Raw genomic sequence first — 17509 nt, forward strand, 5'->3', positions numbered from 1 at the left:
CCGCGACACTTCTACCGATGCGCTTCAACTTGTGAAGCGCATGAGATGTCGCGATCCGAAAGGCGATTCCAATGGCAACCAAGGCATCGAAAACAGCCGCGCGGTTGATGATCTCGCCCGCCGTCATCCTCTTGTTGATGTGGATGATCGTGCCCCTGGCGATGACCGTGTATTTCTCGCTTCTCCGCTACAACCTGTTGATGCCGGGTATGGAAAGCTGGGCGGGGTTGGAAAACTACCGCTATTTCTTCAGCGACCCCGCATTCACCTCGGCTCTGGTCAATACGCTGCTGCTGGTGGGCGGCGTGCTTCTGGTCAGCGTGACAGGCGGAGTCCTGATGGCCCTGCTGCTGGACCAGCCGTTCTGGGGACAGGGCTTCGTCCGCCTTCTGGTGCTGGCCCCCTTCTTCGTCATGCCGACGGTCTCGGCGCTGGTCTGGAAGAACATGTTCATGAACCCGGTGAACGGCATCTTTGCCTGGCTGTTCAAAACCCTTGGCATGCAGCCGGTCGACTTTCTGACCGAAGCACCCTTGATGTCGATCATCGGCATCGTCAGCTGGCAATGGCTGCCCTTTGCCTCGCTGATCCTGCTGACGGCGATGCAATCCCTGGACAGCGAACAGCTGGAAGCCGCCGAAATGGACGGCGCGCCAACGCTCAAGCGGTTCTGGTTCATCATTCTGCCGCATCTGTCGCGCGCGATCACCGTCGTCATCCTGATCGAGACCATCTTCCTTCTGTCGGTCTTTGCCGAGATCCTGGTGACAACCAATGGCGGCCCCGGCACAGCCACGACCAATCTGACCTTCCTTGTCTACGTCCAGTCGCTGCTGCAGTTCGATGTCGGACTGGGATCGGCGGGGGGCGTTGTCGCCATCATCCTGGCCAATATCGTTGCCATCTTCCTGATGCGGATGATCGGCAAGAATCTGGACGCGTGAGGAGATAACCGACCATGGCACGCGCAATCACCCCCCGCCGCAAGGCGATCATGACCGTCATCGCCTGGACGATCGGCCTTCTGATCTTCTTTCCGATCTTCTGGACAGTCCTGACCAGCTTCAAGACCGAGGCCGAGGCCGTCGCGACCCCGCCCCGTTTCCTGTTCTTTGACTGGACACTGGAAAACTATGCCGCCGTGCAGGAACGCTCGAACTACTTCCGGCATTTCTGGAACTCGGTCGTGATCTCCTTCGGCTCGACGCTGATCGGGCTGATCATTGCCATCCCCGCGGCCTGGGCCATGGCCTTTGTGCCGGGCAAGCGCACCAAGGATGTGCTGATGTGGATGCTGTCCACCAAGATGCTGCCGCCGGTCGGCGTGCTGGTGCCGCTGTATCTGCTGTTTCGCAACACGGGTCTGCTGGACACGCGCAGCGGTCTGATCATCATCCTGACGCTGATCAACCTGCCGATCATCATCTGGATGCTCTATACCTATTTCCGGGAAATCCCGGGCGAGATCCTCGAGGCCGCGCGCATGGATGGCGCCACGCTGAAATCGGAAATCCTCTACGTGCTGACGCCGATGGCCGTACCGGGCATCGCCTCGACCCTGCTGCTGAATGTCATCCTGTCCTGGAACGAGGCATTCTGGACACTGAACCTGACAGCTGCGAATGCCGCGCCGCTGACGGCCTTCATCGCCAGCTATTCCAGCCCCGAAGGGCTGTTCTATGCGAAACTCAGCGCGGCCTCGACCATGGCCATCGCGCCGATCCTGATCCTTGGCTGGTTCAGCCAAAAGCAACTTGTTCGCGGCCTGACCTTTGGCGCGGTGAAGTAACGGAGACAAATCATGGGACGCATTACCCTGGAAGGCGTGGCCAAGCGTTTCGGAGAGACCGAGGTCATCCCGCCACTGAACCTGGACATCGAAGACGGTGAATTCGTGGTCTTCGTCGGTCCCTCGGGCTGCGGAAAATCCACCCTGCTGCGCCTGATTGCCGGGCTGGAAGATGTCAGTGACGGGCGCATCCTGATCGATGGCGTCGATGCCACCCCGCTGTCCCCCGCCAAGCGCGGTCTGGCGATGGTGTTTCAATCCTATGCGCTTTACCCGCATATGTCGGTTCGCAAGAATATCGCCTTTCCCATGCGCATGGCGGGGCTTGACGAGGCCGAACAGAAACGCCGCATCGACAATGCGGCAAAGGCGCTGAACCTGACCGATTACCTGGACCGCCGCCCCGGACAACTTTCCGGCGGTCAGCGCCAGCGTGTCGCCATCGGCCGGGCGATCGTGCGCGAGCCTTCAGCCTTTCTGTTCGACGAACCCCTGTCAAATCTGGATGCGGCCCTGCGCGTCGGCATGCGGCTGGAAATCAGCGAATTGCACAATCGGCTGAAGACCACGATGATCTATGTCACCCATGACCAGGTCGAGGCCATGACCATGGCCGACAAGATCGTCGTGCTGCATGCGGGCCGGATCGAACAGGTGGGCAGCCCGCTGGAACTCTATCGCAACCCGCGCAACGTCTTTGTCGCCGGCTTTATCGGCAGCCCGAAAATGAACCTGTTCACGGGCGATGCCGCGCGCGAATACGGTGCCGAGACCATCGGCGTGCGTCCCGAACATATTTCCGTTTCGCCCGACAGCGGCAAATGGAAGGGGCGCATCGGGGTCAGCGAACACCTGGGCTCCGACACATTCTTCTATGTCGAGGATACCGGTCTGGCCGAGGCCGTCACCGTACGCGCGGATGGCGAGGTCGCGCTGCGTCACGGCGATACGATCTGGATGACCCCGGCCGAGGACAAGATCCACCGATTCGACGCCAATGGCGACCGTATGGCGCCCTGAAGAAGAAACAGGCTGGGGTGCGCCGCAAGGGCGCTGCCCCGGACCGTCCTGAACAGATATCACCGGCGGCGCGGGCGATGCGCCGCATTTCCGGTCCATGACAGCCCGACACGCGCAATCCCTCGCTTTGCGACATGACGGGCCTTTGACGAAAGGTTCCGCGATGACGACCCCCCTGTCACTCTCTGCGCTTGATCAACTGCCGCAATCCGTCGAGACCCCCGGCTATCGGCGCGATGATCTTTCGCCCGGCATCCTGCATGTCGGGGTCGGCAATTTTCACCGCGCACATATGGGTTATTATCTCGACCGGCTGTTCGAGCTGGGCGAAAGCCATGACTGGGCGCTGGTCGGCGCAGGCGTGCGCGCCGGAGACAGCGTCATGCGCGCGCGGCTGGAACGGCAGGACTGGCTGACCACCCTGATCGAACTGGACCCCAAGGGGCTGAATGCCCGCGTGATCGGGTCGATGATCGATTTCGTGGACGTCGATCCGCAGTCCGTCATTGCCGCCATGGCCGATCCGGCCATCCGCATCCTGTCACTGACCATCACCGAGGGTGGCTATTACGTCGATGCCAAGACCGACGGTTTCGATGCCAGCCATCCCGACATGGTCCATGACGCCGCCCATCCCGACGAACCGAAAAGCGTCTTTGGCATGATTCTGGCGGCCCTGCGCCGACGCCGTGCTGCGGGCCTGCCCCCCTTTACCGTCATGTCCTGTGACAACCTGCCCGAAAACGGCCATGTCTGCGCCCGCACGGTCACTGAACTGGCACAGCTGTCCGATCCCGATCTGGCGCTTTGGGTGCGCGACAATGTGGCCTTCCCCAACTCCATGGTCGATTGCATCACGCCTGCAACCTCGGATCGCGAAAGGGCCCTTGTGCGCGAACGTTTCGGGATCAGCGACGATGCCGTCGTCGTTTGCGAGCCTTTCCGGCAATGGGTCCTGGAGGACAACTTCCCCCAGGGCCGTCCTGCGCTGGAACGCGTCGGTGCAGAATTTGTCAATGATGTCAGCAAGCATGAACTGATGAAGCTGCGCATCCTCAATGGCGGACATGCCGCCATCGCCTATCCCTCTGCCCTGCTGGGCCATCATTTCGTGCATGAGGCCATGGCAGATCCGCTGATCACCGCATGGCTGTCGGCGCTGGAAAGCCGCGAGATCATTCCGACGCTGGATCCCATCGAAGGTGTGAATTTCGCCAGCTACCTTGACCTGATCGTCTCGCGCTTTGCCAATCCCGAAATCGGCGATACCATCGCGCGCCTCTGCCAGGACGGATCGAACCGGCAGCCGAAATTCATCCTGCCGACGCTGGCCGACGGGCTGCGCGGCGATGGCGCGATTGACGGTCTGGCGCAAGAAGTCGCCTTCTGGTGCCGCTATTGCGAAGGCAGTGACGAGGCCGGGAATGCGCTGCCGCCCAATGACGACAATCACGAGATGCTGCGCCGTCTTGCGCTGGCATCGCGTCAGGATCCACAGGCCTTCCTTGAAAACCGCGCGGTATTCGGGGCGCTGGCCGACAATCCGCGCTTTTGCAAAAGCTTTGCCGAGCGCCTGACGCTGATCCATGAACATGGCGTGCGCGCGGCCATAGCGGACTATCTGGGATCGGGCGCGATCTGACAGCCGTTGAACAATATCCGCCCGCGCACCCTTTCGCGCGGGCGTCGTTCTGCTATCAGTCTGGCGATCCCGCGCCCGTTGCGGGGGAACCAAACAGGAGCGGGCATGTTTGAAATCGGATATCTGGGCGCGGCCATTGCCGGATTGCTGTCATTCCTGTCCCCCTGCATCCTGCCGATGGTGCCCTTCTACCTGTCCTATATGGCCGGAATTTCCATGGCCGAACTGCGCAGCGACGGGCGCATTTCGGCGGGGGCGCAGCGCCGTCTGGTCCTGTCCGCTATCGCCTTTGCCCTGGGCGTGACCAGTATTTTCGTGCTGCTGGGTCTGGGTGCGACAGCGCTGGGGCAGCTCTTTGCACAATGGCGTCAACCGCTGTCCTATCTGGCTGCGGCCATTCTGGCCCTGTTCGGGCTGCATTTCCTTGGCGTGCTGCGGATTCCTTTCCTGTATCGCGAAGCCCGGATCGAGGGGCCAGCCCGCCCCGCCTCTCTGCTGGGGGCCTATGTCATGGGGCTGGCATTCGGATTTGGATGGACCCCCTGCGTCGGCCCGGCGCTGACGGCGATCCTGATGGTGGCTTCGGTCTCGCAGGATCTGTGGCGGGGCGGCAGCTTGCTGCTGGTTTACGGGCTGGCGATGACCCTGCCCTTCGTGCTGGCGGCCTTTTTTGCCAAACCGTTTCTGGCATGGGCCAATCGCAACCGCCGCTATCTTCGCCATGTCGAACGGGTAATGGGGATCATGCTGATCGTCTTTGCCTTGCTGATCGCCACCAATACCGTCAACCTGATTGCCGACTGGATGATCCGCAATTTCGACTGGACCGCCACACTGACCTGACATGAGGCCGAGATGAGTTTTCTTCGATCAATTCTGCCCCCGCTGCTGTTCGCGGCCACGCTGGCCTCGCCCCTGTCCGCCGCGACGCTCGGCGATGACGGTCTGCATGACGAGCCCTGGATCCGCGAGACATTCAAGGATCTGCGCGAGGATCTGGCCGAAGCCAACTCCGAGAACAAGCGGCTGATGGTGCTGATCGAACAGCGCGGCTGCATCTATTGCACCCGCATGCATGAAGAGGTGTTTTCCGATCCCGAGATCGCCAGCTATATCGCGGACAATTATTTCGTGGTGCAGCTGAACATGTTCGGCGATGTCGAGGTGACCGATTTCGATGGCACCGAGCTGAGCGAAAAGAAGATGGTCAACCGCTGGGGTGCGATCTTCACGCCCACCATGTTGTTTCTGCCCGAAGAGGTGCCCGAAGATGTCAGCGCCGCACAGGCTGCAGTGGCCACCATGCCCGGCGCCTTTGAAAAAGGGACCACGCTGTTCCTGTTTCAATGGGTCCGCGAACATGGATATGAAAAGGAACAGAATTTCCAGCGCTACATGGCCGAAAAGCTGGCCGGACAGGACTAGGACACCCTAGGCGCCCCCGTTCAGACCCGTTTCGCGCAGATAGTGGCGCACCGCATCCGCAACATGGCGGAACCGGTCGCCGCCCAGATGCTTGCCGCCATACCAGCGCGTCACGATGATCACGTGATCCTGCAGCCCGGCCCTTTCCAGCATCTGCAGCATCAATGCGCCTGCGCCGGATTCACCATCGTCATCCTTGACCGGCTCACCCGACAGGATTGCGGCCCAGCTGTTATGCGTGGCCTTGGCAAAGCGCTTGTTGCGCTTCAGCTGCGCCAACAGGGCCGCGACCTCTTCGCGGGTCGAGGCCGCTCCGCCCGAGACCGCATAGCGCGACCCGCGGTCGGAAATGATCTTGTCAAATATCTGCATCCGTTCCTGCAACCGCCCTGCATCCATTCCGCTGCCTTGCCAGATAGCATCGCGGCGGGGCGGATGGCACCCCGATGACAGGCTTCCACCACGGGCGGTGGCATGGCAGTTTGTCCCTGTTCCCGACCGGAGTTCCGCCATGCTGCCCAGCAGAACCGACTTTCCCGAAGATTTCATCTTTGGTGCCGCCACCGCCGCCTATCAGATCGAAGGATCCCGATTCGGCGGAGCCGGTCCATCGCATTGGGACAGTTTCGCGGCAACGCCGGGCAATATCTCCGACAGCAGCAGCGGCGCATTTGCTTGCGACCATTTCCATCTTTGGGAAGGCGATCTGGACCTGATGCGCGATGCGGGCTTTGACGCCTATCGCTTTTCGACAAGCTGGGCACGGGTCATGCCTGATGGGCGCAACCCAAATCCGCAAGGGCTGGATTTCTATGATCGCCTGGTGGATGGCATGCTGAAACGTGGCCTGAAACCCTTTCTGACGCTGTATCACTGGGATCTGCCCGCCGCGCTGGCCGATCGGGGCGGCTGGCGAAATCGGGATAGCGCGCTGTGGTTTGCCGATTATGCCCGCGTGGTTCATGCCCGTCTTGGCGACCGGCTGACCAGCACCGCCACCTTGAACGAGCCATGGTGCATCGCCTGGCTGTCACATTTCCTTGGCCATCACGCGCCGGGGCTGCGCGACATCCGGGCGACGGCCCGCGCCATGCATCATGTCCTGCTGGCCCATGCGCAGGGCATTGCCACGCTGCGGGCCGAAGGCGCGAAAAATCTGGGCATCGTGCTGAATTTCGAAACTGCACATCCGGCCGATGACAGCCAGCAGTCGCAACTGGCCGCGCAGCGACAAGACGCGATCTACAATCAATGGTTCATTCGCGCGCTTATGGGACAGGGTTACCCCCCTGCCGCGCTGGAAGGGCTGGAGCCGCATCTGCCGCAGGGGTGGCAGGATGACATGCAGGCGATTGCCGCGCCACTGGATTGGCTGGGCGTCAATTACTATACCCGCACCCTGCATGCCCATGCCCCCGGCCTCTGGCCCAATGACCAGGCCAGCCACGGCCCCTTGCCAAAAACGCAGATGGGCTGGGAAATCCGCCCCGAAGGCCTGAGCGAATTCCTGTTGCGGCTGTCGCGTGACCATATCGGCGATCTGCCTGTTCATGTCACCGAAAACGGCATGGCCCTGGCCACCTCCGGGGACATCACCGATGACCGGCCCCGCATCGCCTTCATCCGCGATCACCTGCTGGCCTGCCAGAACGCGCTGGCCCGGGGCGTCAATCTGCACGGCTATTTCTATTGGTCTCTGCTGGACAATTACGAATGGGCGCATGGCTATGGACCACGCTTCGGACTTGTTCACGTCGACTACGACACATTGGCGCGCAGTCCGAAAGCCAGCTGGCATGCCTTTCGCGCCATGTTGGGCGGACAGGTCACGGCGCCACGCGGTTGCGCGTGAACCCGTCAGAGTCTATCTGCTGGGCAAGCTAACCATGTGAGGCAGCCATGATCGTTATCCTTGCCCTTCTTATCGGCATGACAGTGGGCTGGTATCGCGCTGCCCGTCTTGGCGGAGTGGCCCGCGACAAGGTTCAATATGCCGCCGCATTCGGTCTGGCCTTTGCCATGCTGGGCCTGTTTGCCACCGTCATCATCGAACGGCTGGCGTAATGTTCATCCCATTTCTCGACAGCCTGCGCCGCCACGGAGTGCCGGTCTCGCTGCGGGAATGGCTGGATCTGATGGGCGGACTTCAGGCCGGGGTCTCCGATTTCTCGGTGGACGGGTTCTATCATCTGGCGCGTCTTGTCCTGATCAAGGATGAACGGCATCTGGACCGGTTCGACCGCGCCTTTTCGGAAAGCTTTGCCGGGCTGGAACAGATTCCGGTCGAGGCTCTGGTCCATGAACAGACAATCCCCGCCGACTGGTTGGAAAAGCTGGCCGAAAAATTGCTGAACGCCGAAGAAAAGGCCGCAATCGAAGGCAGCGGCAGCTTCGAGGCGCTGATGGAAAAGCTGCGCGAGCGGCTGGCAGAACAGCAGGGCCGCCATCAGGGCGGGAACAAATGGATCGGGACGGCAGGAACCTCGCCCTTCGGGGCCTATGGCTACAACCCCGAAGGCGTGCGCATCGGCCAGGACCAAAGCCGCCACCGCCGCGCCGTGAAAGTCTGGGACAAGCGCGAGTTCCGCGATTTCGATGACCGGGTGGAACTGGGTACCCGCAACATCAAGGTGGCGCTGAAACGCCTGCGGCAATGGGCGCGGCATGGTGCCCATGACGAACTCGACCTGCCCGCAACCATCCGCGCCACCGCCGATCACGGCTATATCGACGTGCAGACCCGCCCCGAGCGGCGCAACGCCGTCAAGGTGCTGCTGTTTCTGGATGCCGGCGGCAGCATGGATGACCACAGCCGCATGGTGGATGAACTGTTTTCGGCCGCGCGGGCAGAATTCAAGCACCTGGAACATTTCTATTTCCACAACTGCCTCTACGAGGGCGTCTGGAAAGACAACCGCCGCCGCTGGACCGAACAGATTCCGACATGGGAGGTCATGCATCGTTTCGGACGCGACTATAAATGCATCTTCGTCGGCGACGCCTCGATGTCGCCCTATGAGATTGCCGTGCCCGGTGGGGCGAATGAGCATTGGAACGAGGAACCGGGCGAATTGTGGCTGCGCCGGGCCTGCGAGACATGGCCCGATCATGTCTGGCTGAATCCGGTGCCGCAGAACCACTGGGGTTATACGCAATCCATCGCGATGATCGGGCAAATCTTTGAAAACCGCATGATGCCGCTGACCCTGCAGGGGCTGACACAGGCGATGAAGGCACTTGGCTAGTTTCGTCGGCCCAGCCACTGGCAGGCGCGACCCCGACACCCCATCTTATGGATCATGCTGAAGCTCCTGCCGCTCATTCTTCTGTTCGCCTATCTCGCCGCCATGTGGTTTTTCTCGGCCTGGCGGCTCAAACGCGATCTGGATGAAAATTCGACCCCGCTGAACCATCCAAGGCTGAACAGGGTTCTGGCCGAATTGGGACAGGCAATGGACCTGCCTCCGGTCAAGGCCCATATCTATGAGGTCGAACCCGTGAACGGTCTGGCCGCCCCCGATGGCCGGATCTTCCTGACCCGCGGCTTCATTCGCAAGCTGGATGCCTGCGAGGTCACGCCAGAGGAACTGGGAAGCGTGATCGCCCATGAGTTGGGCCATGTCGCCCATGGGCACAGTCGGCGGCGGATGATCGATTTCGCCGGTCAGAACGCCATACGCCTTGCGCTGTCGACCATTCTGGGCAGATTCATTCCCGGTTTGGGGGCATGGATCGCCAATATCGTCGCGACGGCGGTTTCGGCACGGCTGTCGCGCCAGGATGAATTCGAGGCCGACCGTTTTGCCTCGGCACTGATGATCAAGGCCGGCTATGGCACCGAACCGCAGAAATCGCTGTTCCGGAAACTGGACCGCATGAGCGGCACTGCGCGCGGAACCACTCCGGCATGGTTGTTGTCCCACCCGCCCGCTCGGAAACGGATCGCGGCCATCCAGAACCATGAGACCCGTTGGTCGCGGGAATAACACCTTGTTACCTGATGTATTTGTCCTATTCTGCCACCGGGCAGAAAGGCCTGGTCATGTCACAATCATTTCGCCGCAAAGTTCTTTATATCCCCGGGTTTGATCCGATCCCTCCAAGGCGCTACCGCGAGCTGTATCGCCGCGAGGCAGAGAAACAGGGCCGGATTTCCGGCTATCGCATCGACATGACACGCGGGACCTCGGGACGACGATTTGGCTGGAACTGCTCGGCCAGCTTTCCAGAATCCCGGGCAGAAAGCCGTTTCGAAGTCCTGGTCTGGGACGACCTGGTGCAGGATTCCATGCGCCGCGGGATTGCGGGCACCTATGCACAGCTGGTCAGCACGGCCTGGACCTATATTGCATCGGGCGCTCTATGGCGGCTGATGAAGTTGCGGCGCGGGCCGGTTCTGGCCGCGCTCTACCCGATTGTGGTGCTGCTGCTGCAACTGGCCGTGGCAATCGGCGCGGGCGCGATCGCGGGTTGGGGGCTTAGCCAGATCTCCACATGGTGGCTGGGCCTGCCGGTGGCGCTGGTGATTGTCTGGCTGGTTCTGAACCTGTTTCGCCGACTGGATAACCGAATCTTTGCCTATTACCTGATGCATGATTACGCCTTTACCGCCCAGAACCGCGGGGCATATCCGCCCGAGTTGGAGGCCCGCCTGGCCGAATTCGCCGCACAACTTCAGGATGTCCTGAACGAAGATCTGGATGAGGTGCTGGTCGTCGGGCACAGTTCCGGGGCCTATCTGGCCATTTCGCTGCTGGCCGATGTCCTGCGACAGCACAAGCCCCGGACGGATCAACCCCATCTTGCCCTGCTGACCTTGGGACATGTGGTGCCAATGGCCTCTTTCCTGCCCCGTTCACAACGCCTGCGTGCCGATCTGGCCTGGCTGTCGCAGTCCCCGCAACTGTTCTGGCTGGATGTATCCGCGCCGGGCGATGCCTGCTGCTTCGGGCTGTGCGATCCCGTCGCGGTGACCGGTGTGGCCGGACCGGAACAGCGCTGGCCGCTGGTGATCTCGGCCGCCTTCAACCAGACCCTGTCGCCCGAAACGATGAAAAAGCTGCGCCATCACTGGTTTCGCCTGCATTTCCAGTATCTCTGCGCCTTTGATCGCCCCAATGATTACGATTATTTCGCCATCACGGCAGGGCCGCTTGGCCTTGCCCAGCGCTTTGCGCAGCGCGACCATTCGCCGGGACGTATCACCATTCCCGCTGGACGGGGGTTGGCCCGTTGATCCCGCCCAAACCGCGATCCACCGAAGGCCGCAGCAATGTCCTGCGCCTGGCCAAAGCCTTTCGCAGCGATCTTCTGTCTGCCCTGCCCGCGCGTCTTTACCGCGCATGGATGGCCGAATATCGCAGCCCGCTGATCCACAGCTTTGTTTGCAACGATCCGGCTCTGGTCCGGCTGATCCTGCGTGAACGACCCGATGATTTCCCCAAGTCCAATCGGTTGCGCGAAGGTCTGGCGCCGCTCTTGGGGAATTCCGTCTTTGTCACCAATGGCGCGGAATGGGCCCATCAGCGCCGGATTATCGACCCGGCATTTGAAGGTGGGCGGTTGCGCGAAGTCTTTCCGGCGCTGTGGTCGGCGACCGATGCCGCCATCGCGCGGCTGGAACCGGGCGAAACGGATATCGAACCCGCCACCAGCCATGCCGCCGCCGATGCGATCTTTCGGACCCTGTTTTCCCTGCCGATCGAACATCAGATCGCCGACAGTGTCTTTCGCGCCTTTCGCGCCCATCAGGAAGCCCAGCCCATCGTGAATCCCGCCGCACTGCTGCCCCTGCCGCCATGGGTGCCGCGCCTGCATTCGCGGAAGACCCGCGCCACCGCTGCCGAGATTCGCGGGCTGATCGAGGCCCTTGTCGCCAAGCGGCTGGATGCGATCCGCAATGGCACCGCCCCCGACGATCTGGCCAACAAGATCATGACTACCCCAGACCCTGAAACTGGCCGTTGTTTCTCGGGGCCGGAAATGGTCGACCAGGTGGCGATCTTCTTTCTGGCCGGCCATGAAACCAGCGCCTCGGCACTGGCATGGGCGCTTTGGCTGCTGGCCGCGCATCCTGACTGGCAAGAGCGCGTTGCCACCGAGGGTGCCGCCCTCACACGTGATTTTTCGGCGATCAACCGGTTGCGTGCGACCCGCGCCGTCTTTCGCGAAACGCTGCGCCTGTATCCCCCCGTGCCGATGATGGTGCGCCAACCGCGTCAGCAAGAGACCTTTCGCGGCCGAAATGTACCCAAAAACGCCCAGCTTGTCTTGTCGCCATGGCATCTGCACCGGCATGAGCGTCTGTGGGAAAGACCCGATGAATTCGACCCCGGCCGCTGGGACAGCGAGGCCGGGAAGGCCAGCGCAAGCAAGGCCTATATCCCCTTTTCAGCCGGTCAGCGCGTCTGTCCGGGCGCGGGTTTTGCGATGCTGGAGGGCGTGTTGATGCTGTCGCGCATCACCGCAGCCTATCATCTGACGCCCACGGATCAGACTCCGGTCCCCGTGGCCCGATTGACCGTGCGCGGGCGCAACGGAATCATGCTGCGCCTGACCCCCCGCGCCCCGAAGCAACGCCCCGCTTAACGAAACAGCACCAGTGAGCCGGGCGACCAGGCCAGCCGCGTGCGCGTGCCGACCTCCTGCACATCGCGCCCAAAGACATTGCGCATGGAGATCCGCACCGGATCTGGCACGCCCTCAAGACGCAGATCGTAATAGGTCATATCGCCGTAATAGACGACTTCATCAATGATTGCTTCGGTTTCTCGCGCCTGAGTATGGGGCTGCGACGGGCCGATCAGCGTCATGGTTTCAGGCCGGAACCCGATCATCACGGCGCTATCGTCAGGATTGGATCGGCTGATCTGTGCATGAGGCAGTTCCACACGCCCCAGCCCGCCAACCTCGACAGTGACCAGATCGTCACTCTCGGCAATGACTTCTGCAGGCAGGAAGTTCATCACGCCGATGAAATCGGCCACGCGACGGTCGGTCGGGCGCGCATAGAGCGTCTCGGGTTCGTCAAGCTGGGCAATGCCGCCTTCGAACATGACCGCGATCCGGTCCGACATGACCAGCGCCTCTTCCTGATCATGCGTCACCAGAACAAAGGTGATGCCGACCTGCCGTTGCAGCTTGATCAGTTCCACCTGCATCTGTTCGCGCATCTTGCGATCCAGTGCCGAAAGCGGCTCGTCCAGCAACAGAACCTTGGGTTTCAGGATCAGCGCGCGCGCCAGTGCAACCCGCTGCCGCTGTCCGCCCGACAGGGCATGAGCGGCGCGATTGCCATAGCCTTTCAGCCCGACCATCCCCAGCGCTTCCTCGACAAGGGCGGCCTTCTCCGCCTTGCTCCGCGGATCGCGGCGCAGGCCAAAGGCCACATTCTGCGCCACGGTCAGATGCGGAAAGATTGCATAGGACTGAAACACCATATTGGTCGGACGTTGGTTCGCAGGCACATCCTCCATGTGCTTGCTGTCGATCAGCACCGCCCCTGAAGATATGTCCTCGAAACCCGCAATGGTGCGCAGCAAGGTCGTCTTGCCACAGCCCGAGGGGCCCAGCAGCGAAAAGAACTCGCCCTCGCGGATGGTCAGATCGATCCCGCGCAGAGCGTGATAATCGCCATAATACTTATGAACGTCCTGACATTCGATCATTGCCCTTGGGTCGTCGCTCACAGAAAGCCTCCGCTATCCTTGCCGCCGATCCGGGCCAAGCCACGCCGGCGGAAATATTCACCAACCGCCAACAGGACGATCGACAATGCGACCAGAACCGTTCCCAAGGCCATGATCATCGGAATCTGCTTGGGGAACCGCAACTGGCTGAAAATATAGGTGGGGAGTGTCGGCTCGCTTCCCGCCAGAAAGAAGGCGATGATGAATTCGTCCAGACTGATGGTAAAGGAAATCAACAGCGAACTGATGATCCCCGGCATCACCAAGGGCAATGTCACCAGACGAAACGCACTCCATTTCGTTTCGCCCAGATCATAGGCGGCTTCCTCCAGCGACTTGTCCAGACTGGAAAAGGCCGTGGACAGGATCGCGATGCCATAGGGCATGCAGATCAGCGTATGCCCGACAATCACGGTCAGGATGGACAGTTTCAGCCCGCTGCCCAGCAGCACGACCAGCAGGGACATGGCGACGATGATCTCGGGCAGGACCATGGGCAGCATGATGAAGCCCATCATCCCGCCCTTGCCCGGAAAATTGAACCGGGTCGAGGCGCGGGCTGCGAAAATCCCCAGGCAGGTCGCCAGAACCGAGGATGACACCGCAATGATCAGCGAATTGGTCAATGCGCGGCGCAGGGTGGCATTGGCCCACATCTGGCTGAACCAGTCGGTGGTGAACCCCTGCAACGGAAAGGCGATGATCGTGCCCGAGTTGAACGCAAAGATCGGCAACAGCGCAATCGGCGCATAGAGGAACAGCAGATACAGGATCGCGTAGATCCGCAGACCGCTGCCTTCAAGGGAATGCTGGCTCATTGGCGCACCTTCAGGAAACGACGGTTCAGGAACAGGAAGATCACGCTGACCAGCGCCACGATCAACATTGCGGTCACCGCCAGCGCCGATCCCAGCGGCCGGTTGTCCAGCGCCAGCATCTGCACCTGAATCATATTGGCGATCATCGGGATCTTGCCCCCGCCAATCAGTTCCGGCGTCACATAATCACCGATGGTCGGGATAAAGACGATCAGGGTCGCCGCAATCACCCCCGGCATCGCCAGCGGCAATGTGACTCGCCAGAAGGTCATCACCCGGCTTTCCCCCAGATCGCGCCCCGCCTCCAGCAGCGAACGGTCGATCTTTTCCAGCGCGACAAAGATCGGCAGGATCGCGAAGGGCGCATAGGCATGGGCCAGCGTCAGCACGATCGAATTGACGTTATACAGGATGAAGGTCAGCGGCTCGTCGATGATCCCCAGTCCTGTCAGGGTCGAATTGATGACGCCGTTATAGCCAAGGATCACCTTCCACAGGAACACCCGGATCAGATAGCTCGTCCAGAAGGGAATGGTGATCAGGAACAGCCACATCGACTTGCGCTCGGGCCGGACCATGAAGCTGACATAATAGGCAATCGGAAAGGCCAGCGCCACGGTTACCAACGTCACCAGCGCCGACACCATCAGCGAGCGCAGCATGATCTTGCGCACGATGGGGTCGCCGAGCACCTCGCGGTAATTGTCCAGGGTGAATTCGCTGATGACCTCCAGATAGCCATCCTTGAAGAAGCTGTAGGTCAGAATCGTCAGCAGCGGGGCCGCCAGCACAAGCAACGCATAGACGAACGGCGGTGCAAGAAGGAAAAGTCCCTGTCTGGCTTCAGCGTCAAAGCGTTTCGTCATTCCACCGCCCCGAAAACCACCCGTCTGGCACGGGCCTTTCCCCAAGTATTTCCACAGTGCGATCGGGATGGGAAGTGAATTTACTTCCCTAGCGCCACCACCGTTTGGTCAGTGCCAGCCGCGCAAGCGAGGCCCGGCGCTGGAATGGCGAAATGGCCGGGGTTTCATTGTAGCAGTCAATGTTGCCCCGCCGGACCTCGGCAAGGAAACGTGGCACCCGCGGGCCTGGGTACAGCGCCGCCACGGCACTGCCGGGCACTGCCCGGCGCCCGCGCGCCGCGCGGCGCAGTGCCTCCTGGCCAATCTCGGCCAGACGGACCAAGGCCGCAGGGTCGCGCTCGATCAGCCCCAGCCCCAGCGGCTGCAATCGCGGCAGGGCGCGCAACCAGGCCGAGATTCCGCAACCGAGCGCATGATCCGCGACGATGCGCCGCGCCGAAGCCGGCGCGCCCAACCGCTGCGCTGCCAGCCACATCAAGGCCCCGGTCGTTGAATCCACATAGCTGACCACGACCTCGGGGCCAGACATGGGCTCGCGCTGGCAATCGCGCCGCCGTGCCTCGGCCAGATCGGCCAGACCGCCCGCCTCTGCCCCCCAATGTTCCCAAAGCGGGGTCAGCACATCATGCAGCGGTGGCGCGACGCCCCGTCCCATCTCGGTCAGCCGGTCCACCCACCACTGCAGGCGCATCTCTGCCAGCATCGGCTCATCCGACTGAAAGGGCGCGCGGGCGATTTCAAGATTCAGCGCATAGAGCGTCACCAGCGCCGGTCGCTGCGCGGCATCGGCCACCAGAACCGCGCCAAAGCGATCGGGGTCCTGCTGCCGCAGCAGTTCTGTGCAGGCTTCAATCGTCACGATGCATAGTTCCGTGCAAGCTCATCCAGACGATCGGAATCAAAACCGGGGGTCAAGGCCCATTCAGCCCCCGCCGCCGTGTCCTTCACCTCGACACCCGCCGCCGCGAAACCATCGCGAATGGCATCGGCGCGGGCGAAATCACGCGCCTTTCGGGCCTCGCTCCGGGCATTCAGCAAGGATTCGATCACCGCCGAGGCGCTTTCATCGACCGCAGCCCATTTTCCCATCGTGGGCAGCAGCAGCCCCATCAGATTGGCCGAGGCCAGCAAGCCCGGCAGATCGCCCTTGCCCGCCAGATCGTGCAAGGCCGCCATCGCGCCCGCCGTATTGAGGTCATCACACAAAGCCTCGACCACCGAGGGCGCGGGGCTTGGGGCGGGTTCGATGCCCGCCACAAGACCACGCCAGCGCCGCAGCACGGCCTCGGCTTCGCTGGCCTTGGCTTCGGTCCAGTCCATCGGCTTGCGGTAATGGGTCGACAGCATCACAAAGCGGATCACCTCGCCCGGCACGCCCTTGTCCAGCAGATCCCGGACGGTAAAGAAATTGCCAAGAGATTTTGACATTTTCTTGCCTTCGACCTGCAGCATCTCGTTATGCAGCCAGAAGCGCGCGAAATCGCCATCGGGATGGGCGCAGCAGCTTTGCGCGACCTCGTTTTCATGATGGGGGAACTGCAGATCGATCCCGCCGCCATGAATGTCGAAGGTCGGCCCCAGCAGTGCCGCCGACATGGCCGAGCATTCGATATGCCAGCCCGGCCTTCCGCGTCCCCAGGGGCTGTCCCAGCCCGGCTGGTCCGGCGCCGAAGGCTTCCACAGCACGAAATCCATCGGATCACGCTTGAAGGGCGCAACCTCGACCCGCGCGCCCGCGATCATGTCATCGACCGAACGCCCCGACAGCCGCCCATATTCGCTGTAGGATCGCACATCGAACAGCACATGCCCTTCGGCAACATAGGCATGGCGGCGTGTGATCAGGTTTTCGATCATGGCGATCATCTGGGTGATGTAATCTGTCGCGCGTGGCTCGTGATCGGGGCGTTCGGCCCCCAGCGCATCCATATCGGCGTGATACCAGCCAATGGTTTCTTCGGTGATGTCGCGAATGCTGCGCCCCGTCGCGGCGGCGCGGGCGTTGATCTTGTCATCGACATCGGTGAAATTGCGCACATAGGTCACATGGCTGTCGCCATAGACATGTCGCAGCAGCCGCACCAATACATCAAAGACCAGAACCGGCCGCGCATTGCCCAGATGGGCCCGGTCATAGACCGTCGGGCCACACAGATACAGCCTGACATTGCGAGGATCCAGCGGCTCGAAGATTTCCTTCTTGCGCGTGCGGGTATTCGTCAGCCGGATTTCGACCATGATGCGCCTCTGTTATAAAGTCA

General features: G+C 61.6%; 18 protein-coding genes. 12 read left to right on the top strand and 6 right to left on the bottom strand.

The genetic code is table 11. The features are described 5' to 3' along the window. The first annotated feature begins 71 nt into the window (after window positions 1-71). The 6 genes from JHW44_RS09895 (at window position 72) to JHW44_RS09920 (ending at window position 5876) form a co-directional block, all read left to right on the top strand. Window positions 72-944 (top strand): carbohydrate ABC transporter permease, encoded by an 873-nt coding sequence (locus JHW44_RS09895; protein WP_089345765.1) that lies wholly within the window; start codon window positions 72-74, stop codon window positions 942-944. Window positions 945-958: 14 nt separating this feature from the next. Beyond that, entirely contained in the window at window positions 959-1789 is an 831-nt protein-coding gene (locus JHW44_RS09900) for a carbohydrate ABC transporter permease (protein WP_089345766.1), read from the top strand. A gap of 12 nt (window positions 1790-1801) precedes the next feature. Next, window positions 1802-2809 (top strand): ABC transporter ATP-binding protein, encoded by a 1008-nt coding sequence (locus JHW44_RS09905; RefSeq protein ID WP_089345767.1) that lies wholly within the window; start codon window positions 1802-1804, stop codon window positions 2807-2809. A 163-nt stretch (window positions 2810-2972) separates the two neighbouring features. After that, window positions 2973-4451: a mannitol dehydrogenase family protein gene (locus JHW44_RS09910; protein ID WP_089345768.1), complete on the top strand. Its 1479-nt coding sequence runs from the start codon at window positions 2973-2975 to the stop codon at window positions 4449-4451. Window positions 4452-4556: 105 nt separating this feature from the next. After that, window positions 4557-5294, top strand: coding sequence for a cytochrome c biogenesis CcdA family protein (locus JHW44_RS09915; RefSeq protein WP_089345769.1), 738 nt, complete (start codon window positions 4557-4559; stop codon window positions 5292-5294). 12 nt (window positions 5295-5306) lie between these two features. Further along, window positions 5307-5876, top strand: a complete 570-nt coding sequence (locus JHW44_RS09920) for a thioredoxin family protein (protein ID WP_089345770.1) — start codon at window positions 5307-5309, stop codon at window positions 5874-5876. A gap of 6 nt (window positions 5877-5882) precedes the next feature. Here JHW44_RS09920 and JHW44_RS09925 read toward each other — a convergent pair whose 3' ends face one another. Further along, window positions 5883-6248, bottom strand: a complete 366-nt coding sequence (locus tag JHW44_RS09925; RefSeq protein ID WP_089345807.1) for a YigZ family protein — start codon at window positions 6246-6248, stop codon at window positions 5883-5885. A gap of 139 nt (window positions 6249-6387) precedes the next feature. Between JHW44_RS09925 and JHW44_RS09930 the strand changes: the two genes are divergently transcribed. The 6 genes from JHW44_RS09930 to JHW44_RS09955 are packed head-to-tail and all read left to right on the top strand — an operon-like array spanning window position 6388 to window position 12464. Then, a complete protein-coding gene (locus tag JHW44_RS09930; protein ID WP_089345771.1) occupies window positions 6388-7728 on the top strand; it encodes a GH1 family beta-glucosidase in 1341 nt (446 codons plus the stop codon). A gap of 47 nt (window positions 7729-7775) precedes the next feature. After that, window positions 7776-7940, top strand: coding sequence for a hypothetical protein (locus JHW44_RS09935; protein WP_179217788.1), 165 nt, complete (start codon window positions 7776-7778; stop codon window positions 7938-7940). Further along, window positions 7940-9121, top strand: coding sequence for a vWA domain-containing protein (locus JHW44_RS09940; protein WP_089345772.1), 1182 nt, complete (start codon window positions 7940-7942; stop codon window positions 9119-9121). The genes JHW44_RS09935 and JHW44_RS09940 overlap by 1 nt, the downstream gene beginning before the upstream one ends. Before the next feature lie 54 nt (window positions 9122-9175). Beyond that, window positions 9176-9862 carry a M48 family metallopeptidase gene (locus JHW44_RS09945; protein ID WP_089345773.1) on the top strand — a complete coding sequence of 229 codons (687 nt, stop codon included), beginning with the start codon at window positions 9176-9178 and terminating at the stop codon, window positions 9860-9862. A 56-nt stretch (window positions 9863-9918) separates the two neighbouring features. Next, window positions 9919-11112 carry a hypothetical protein gene (locus JHW44_RS09950; protein WP_089345808.1) on the top strand — a complete coding sequence of 398 codons (1194 nt, stop codon included), beginning with the start codon at window positions 9919-9921 and terminating at the stop codon, window positions 11110-11112. Further along, a complete protein-coding gene (locus JHW44_RS09955; RefSeq protein WP_089345774.1) occupies window positions 11109-12464 on the top strand; it encodes a cytochrome P450 in 1356 nt (451 codons plus the stop codon). Before JHW44_RS09950 ends, JHW44_RS09955 begins: the two co-directional genes overlap by 4 nt. Here JHW44_RS09955 and JHW44_RS09960 read toward each other — a convergent pair. The 5 genes from JHW44_RS09960 to cysS form a co-directional block, all read right to left on the bottom strand. Then, the gene (locus tag JHW44_RS09960; RefSeq protein WP_089345775.1) at window positions 12461-13543 is read right to left on the bottom strand and encodes an ABC transporter ATP-binding protein; all 1083 of its coding nucleotides are present in this window, start codon (window positions 13541-13543) and stop codon (window positions 12461-12463) included. The two genes, JHW44_RS09955 and JHW44_RS09960, sit on opposite strands and share 4 nt — an antisense overlap. A gap of 17 nt (window positions 13544-13560) precedes the next feature. Further along, window positions 13561-14382 carry an ABC transporter permease gene (locus JHW44_RS09965; protein ID WP_089345776.1) on the bottom strand — a complete coding sequence of 274 codons (822 nt, stop codon included), beginning with the start codon at window positions 14380-14382 and terminating at the stop codon, window positions 13561-13563. Continuing rightward, window positions 14379-15248, bottom strand: a complete 870-nt coding sequence (locus tag JHW44_RS09970) for an ABC transporter permease (RefSeq protein ID WP_089345777.1) — start codon at window positions 15246-15248, stop codon at window positions 14379-14381. The genes JHW44_RS09965 and JHW44_RS09970 overlap by 4 nt, the downstream gene beginning before the upstream one ends. Window positions 15249-15336: 88 nt before the next feature. Further along, entirely contained in the window at window positions 15337-16107 is a 771-nt protein-coding gene (locus tag JHW44_RS09975) for a squalene/phytoene synthase family protein (protein ID WP_179217789.1), read from the bottom strand. Beyond that, window positions 16104-17486 carry a cysteine--tRNA ligase gene (gene cysS / locus JHW44_RS09980; RefSeq protein ID WP_089345779.1) on the bottom strand — a complete coding sequence of 461 codons (1383 nt, stop codon included), beginning with the start codon at window positions 17484-17486 and terminating at the stop codon, window positions 16104-16106. The genes JHW44_RS09975 and cysS overlap by 4 nt, the downstream gene beginning before the upstream one ends. Between the last annotated feature and the right edge of the window lie 23 nt (window positions 17487-17509).

The sequence above is a fragment of the Paracoccus seriniphilus genome, assembly GCF_028553745.1.
In the GTDB taxonomy this organism is placed as follows: domain Bacteria; phylum Pseudomonadota; class Alphaproteobacteria; order Rhodobacterales; family Rhodobacteraceae; genus Paracoccus; species Paracoccus seriniphilus.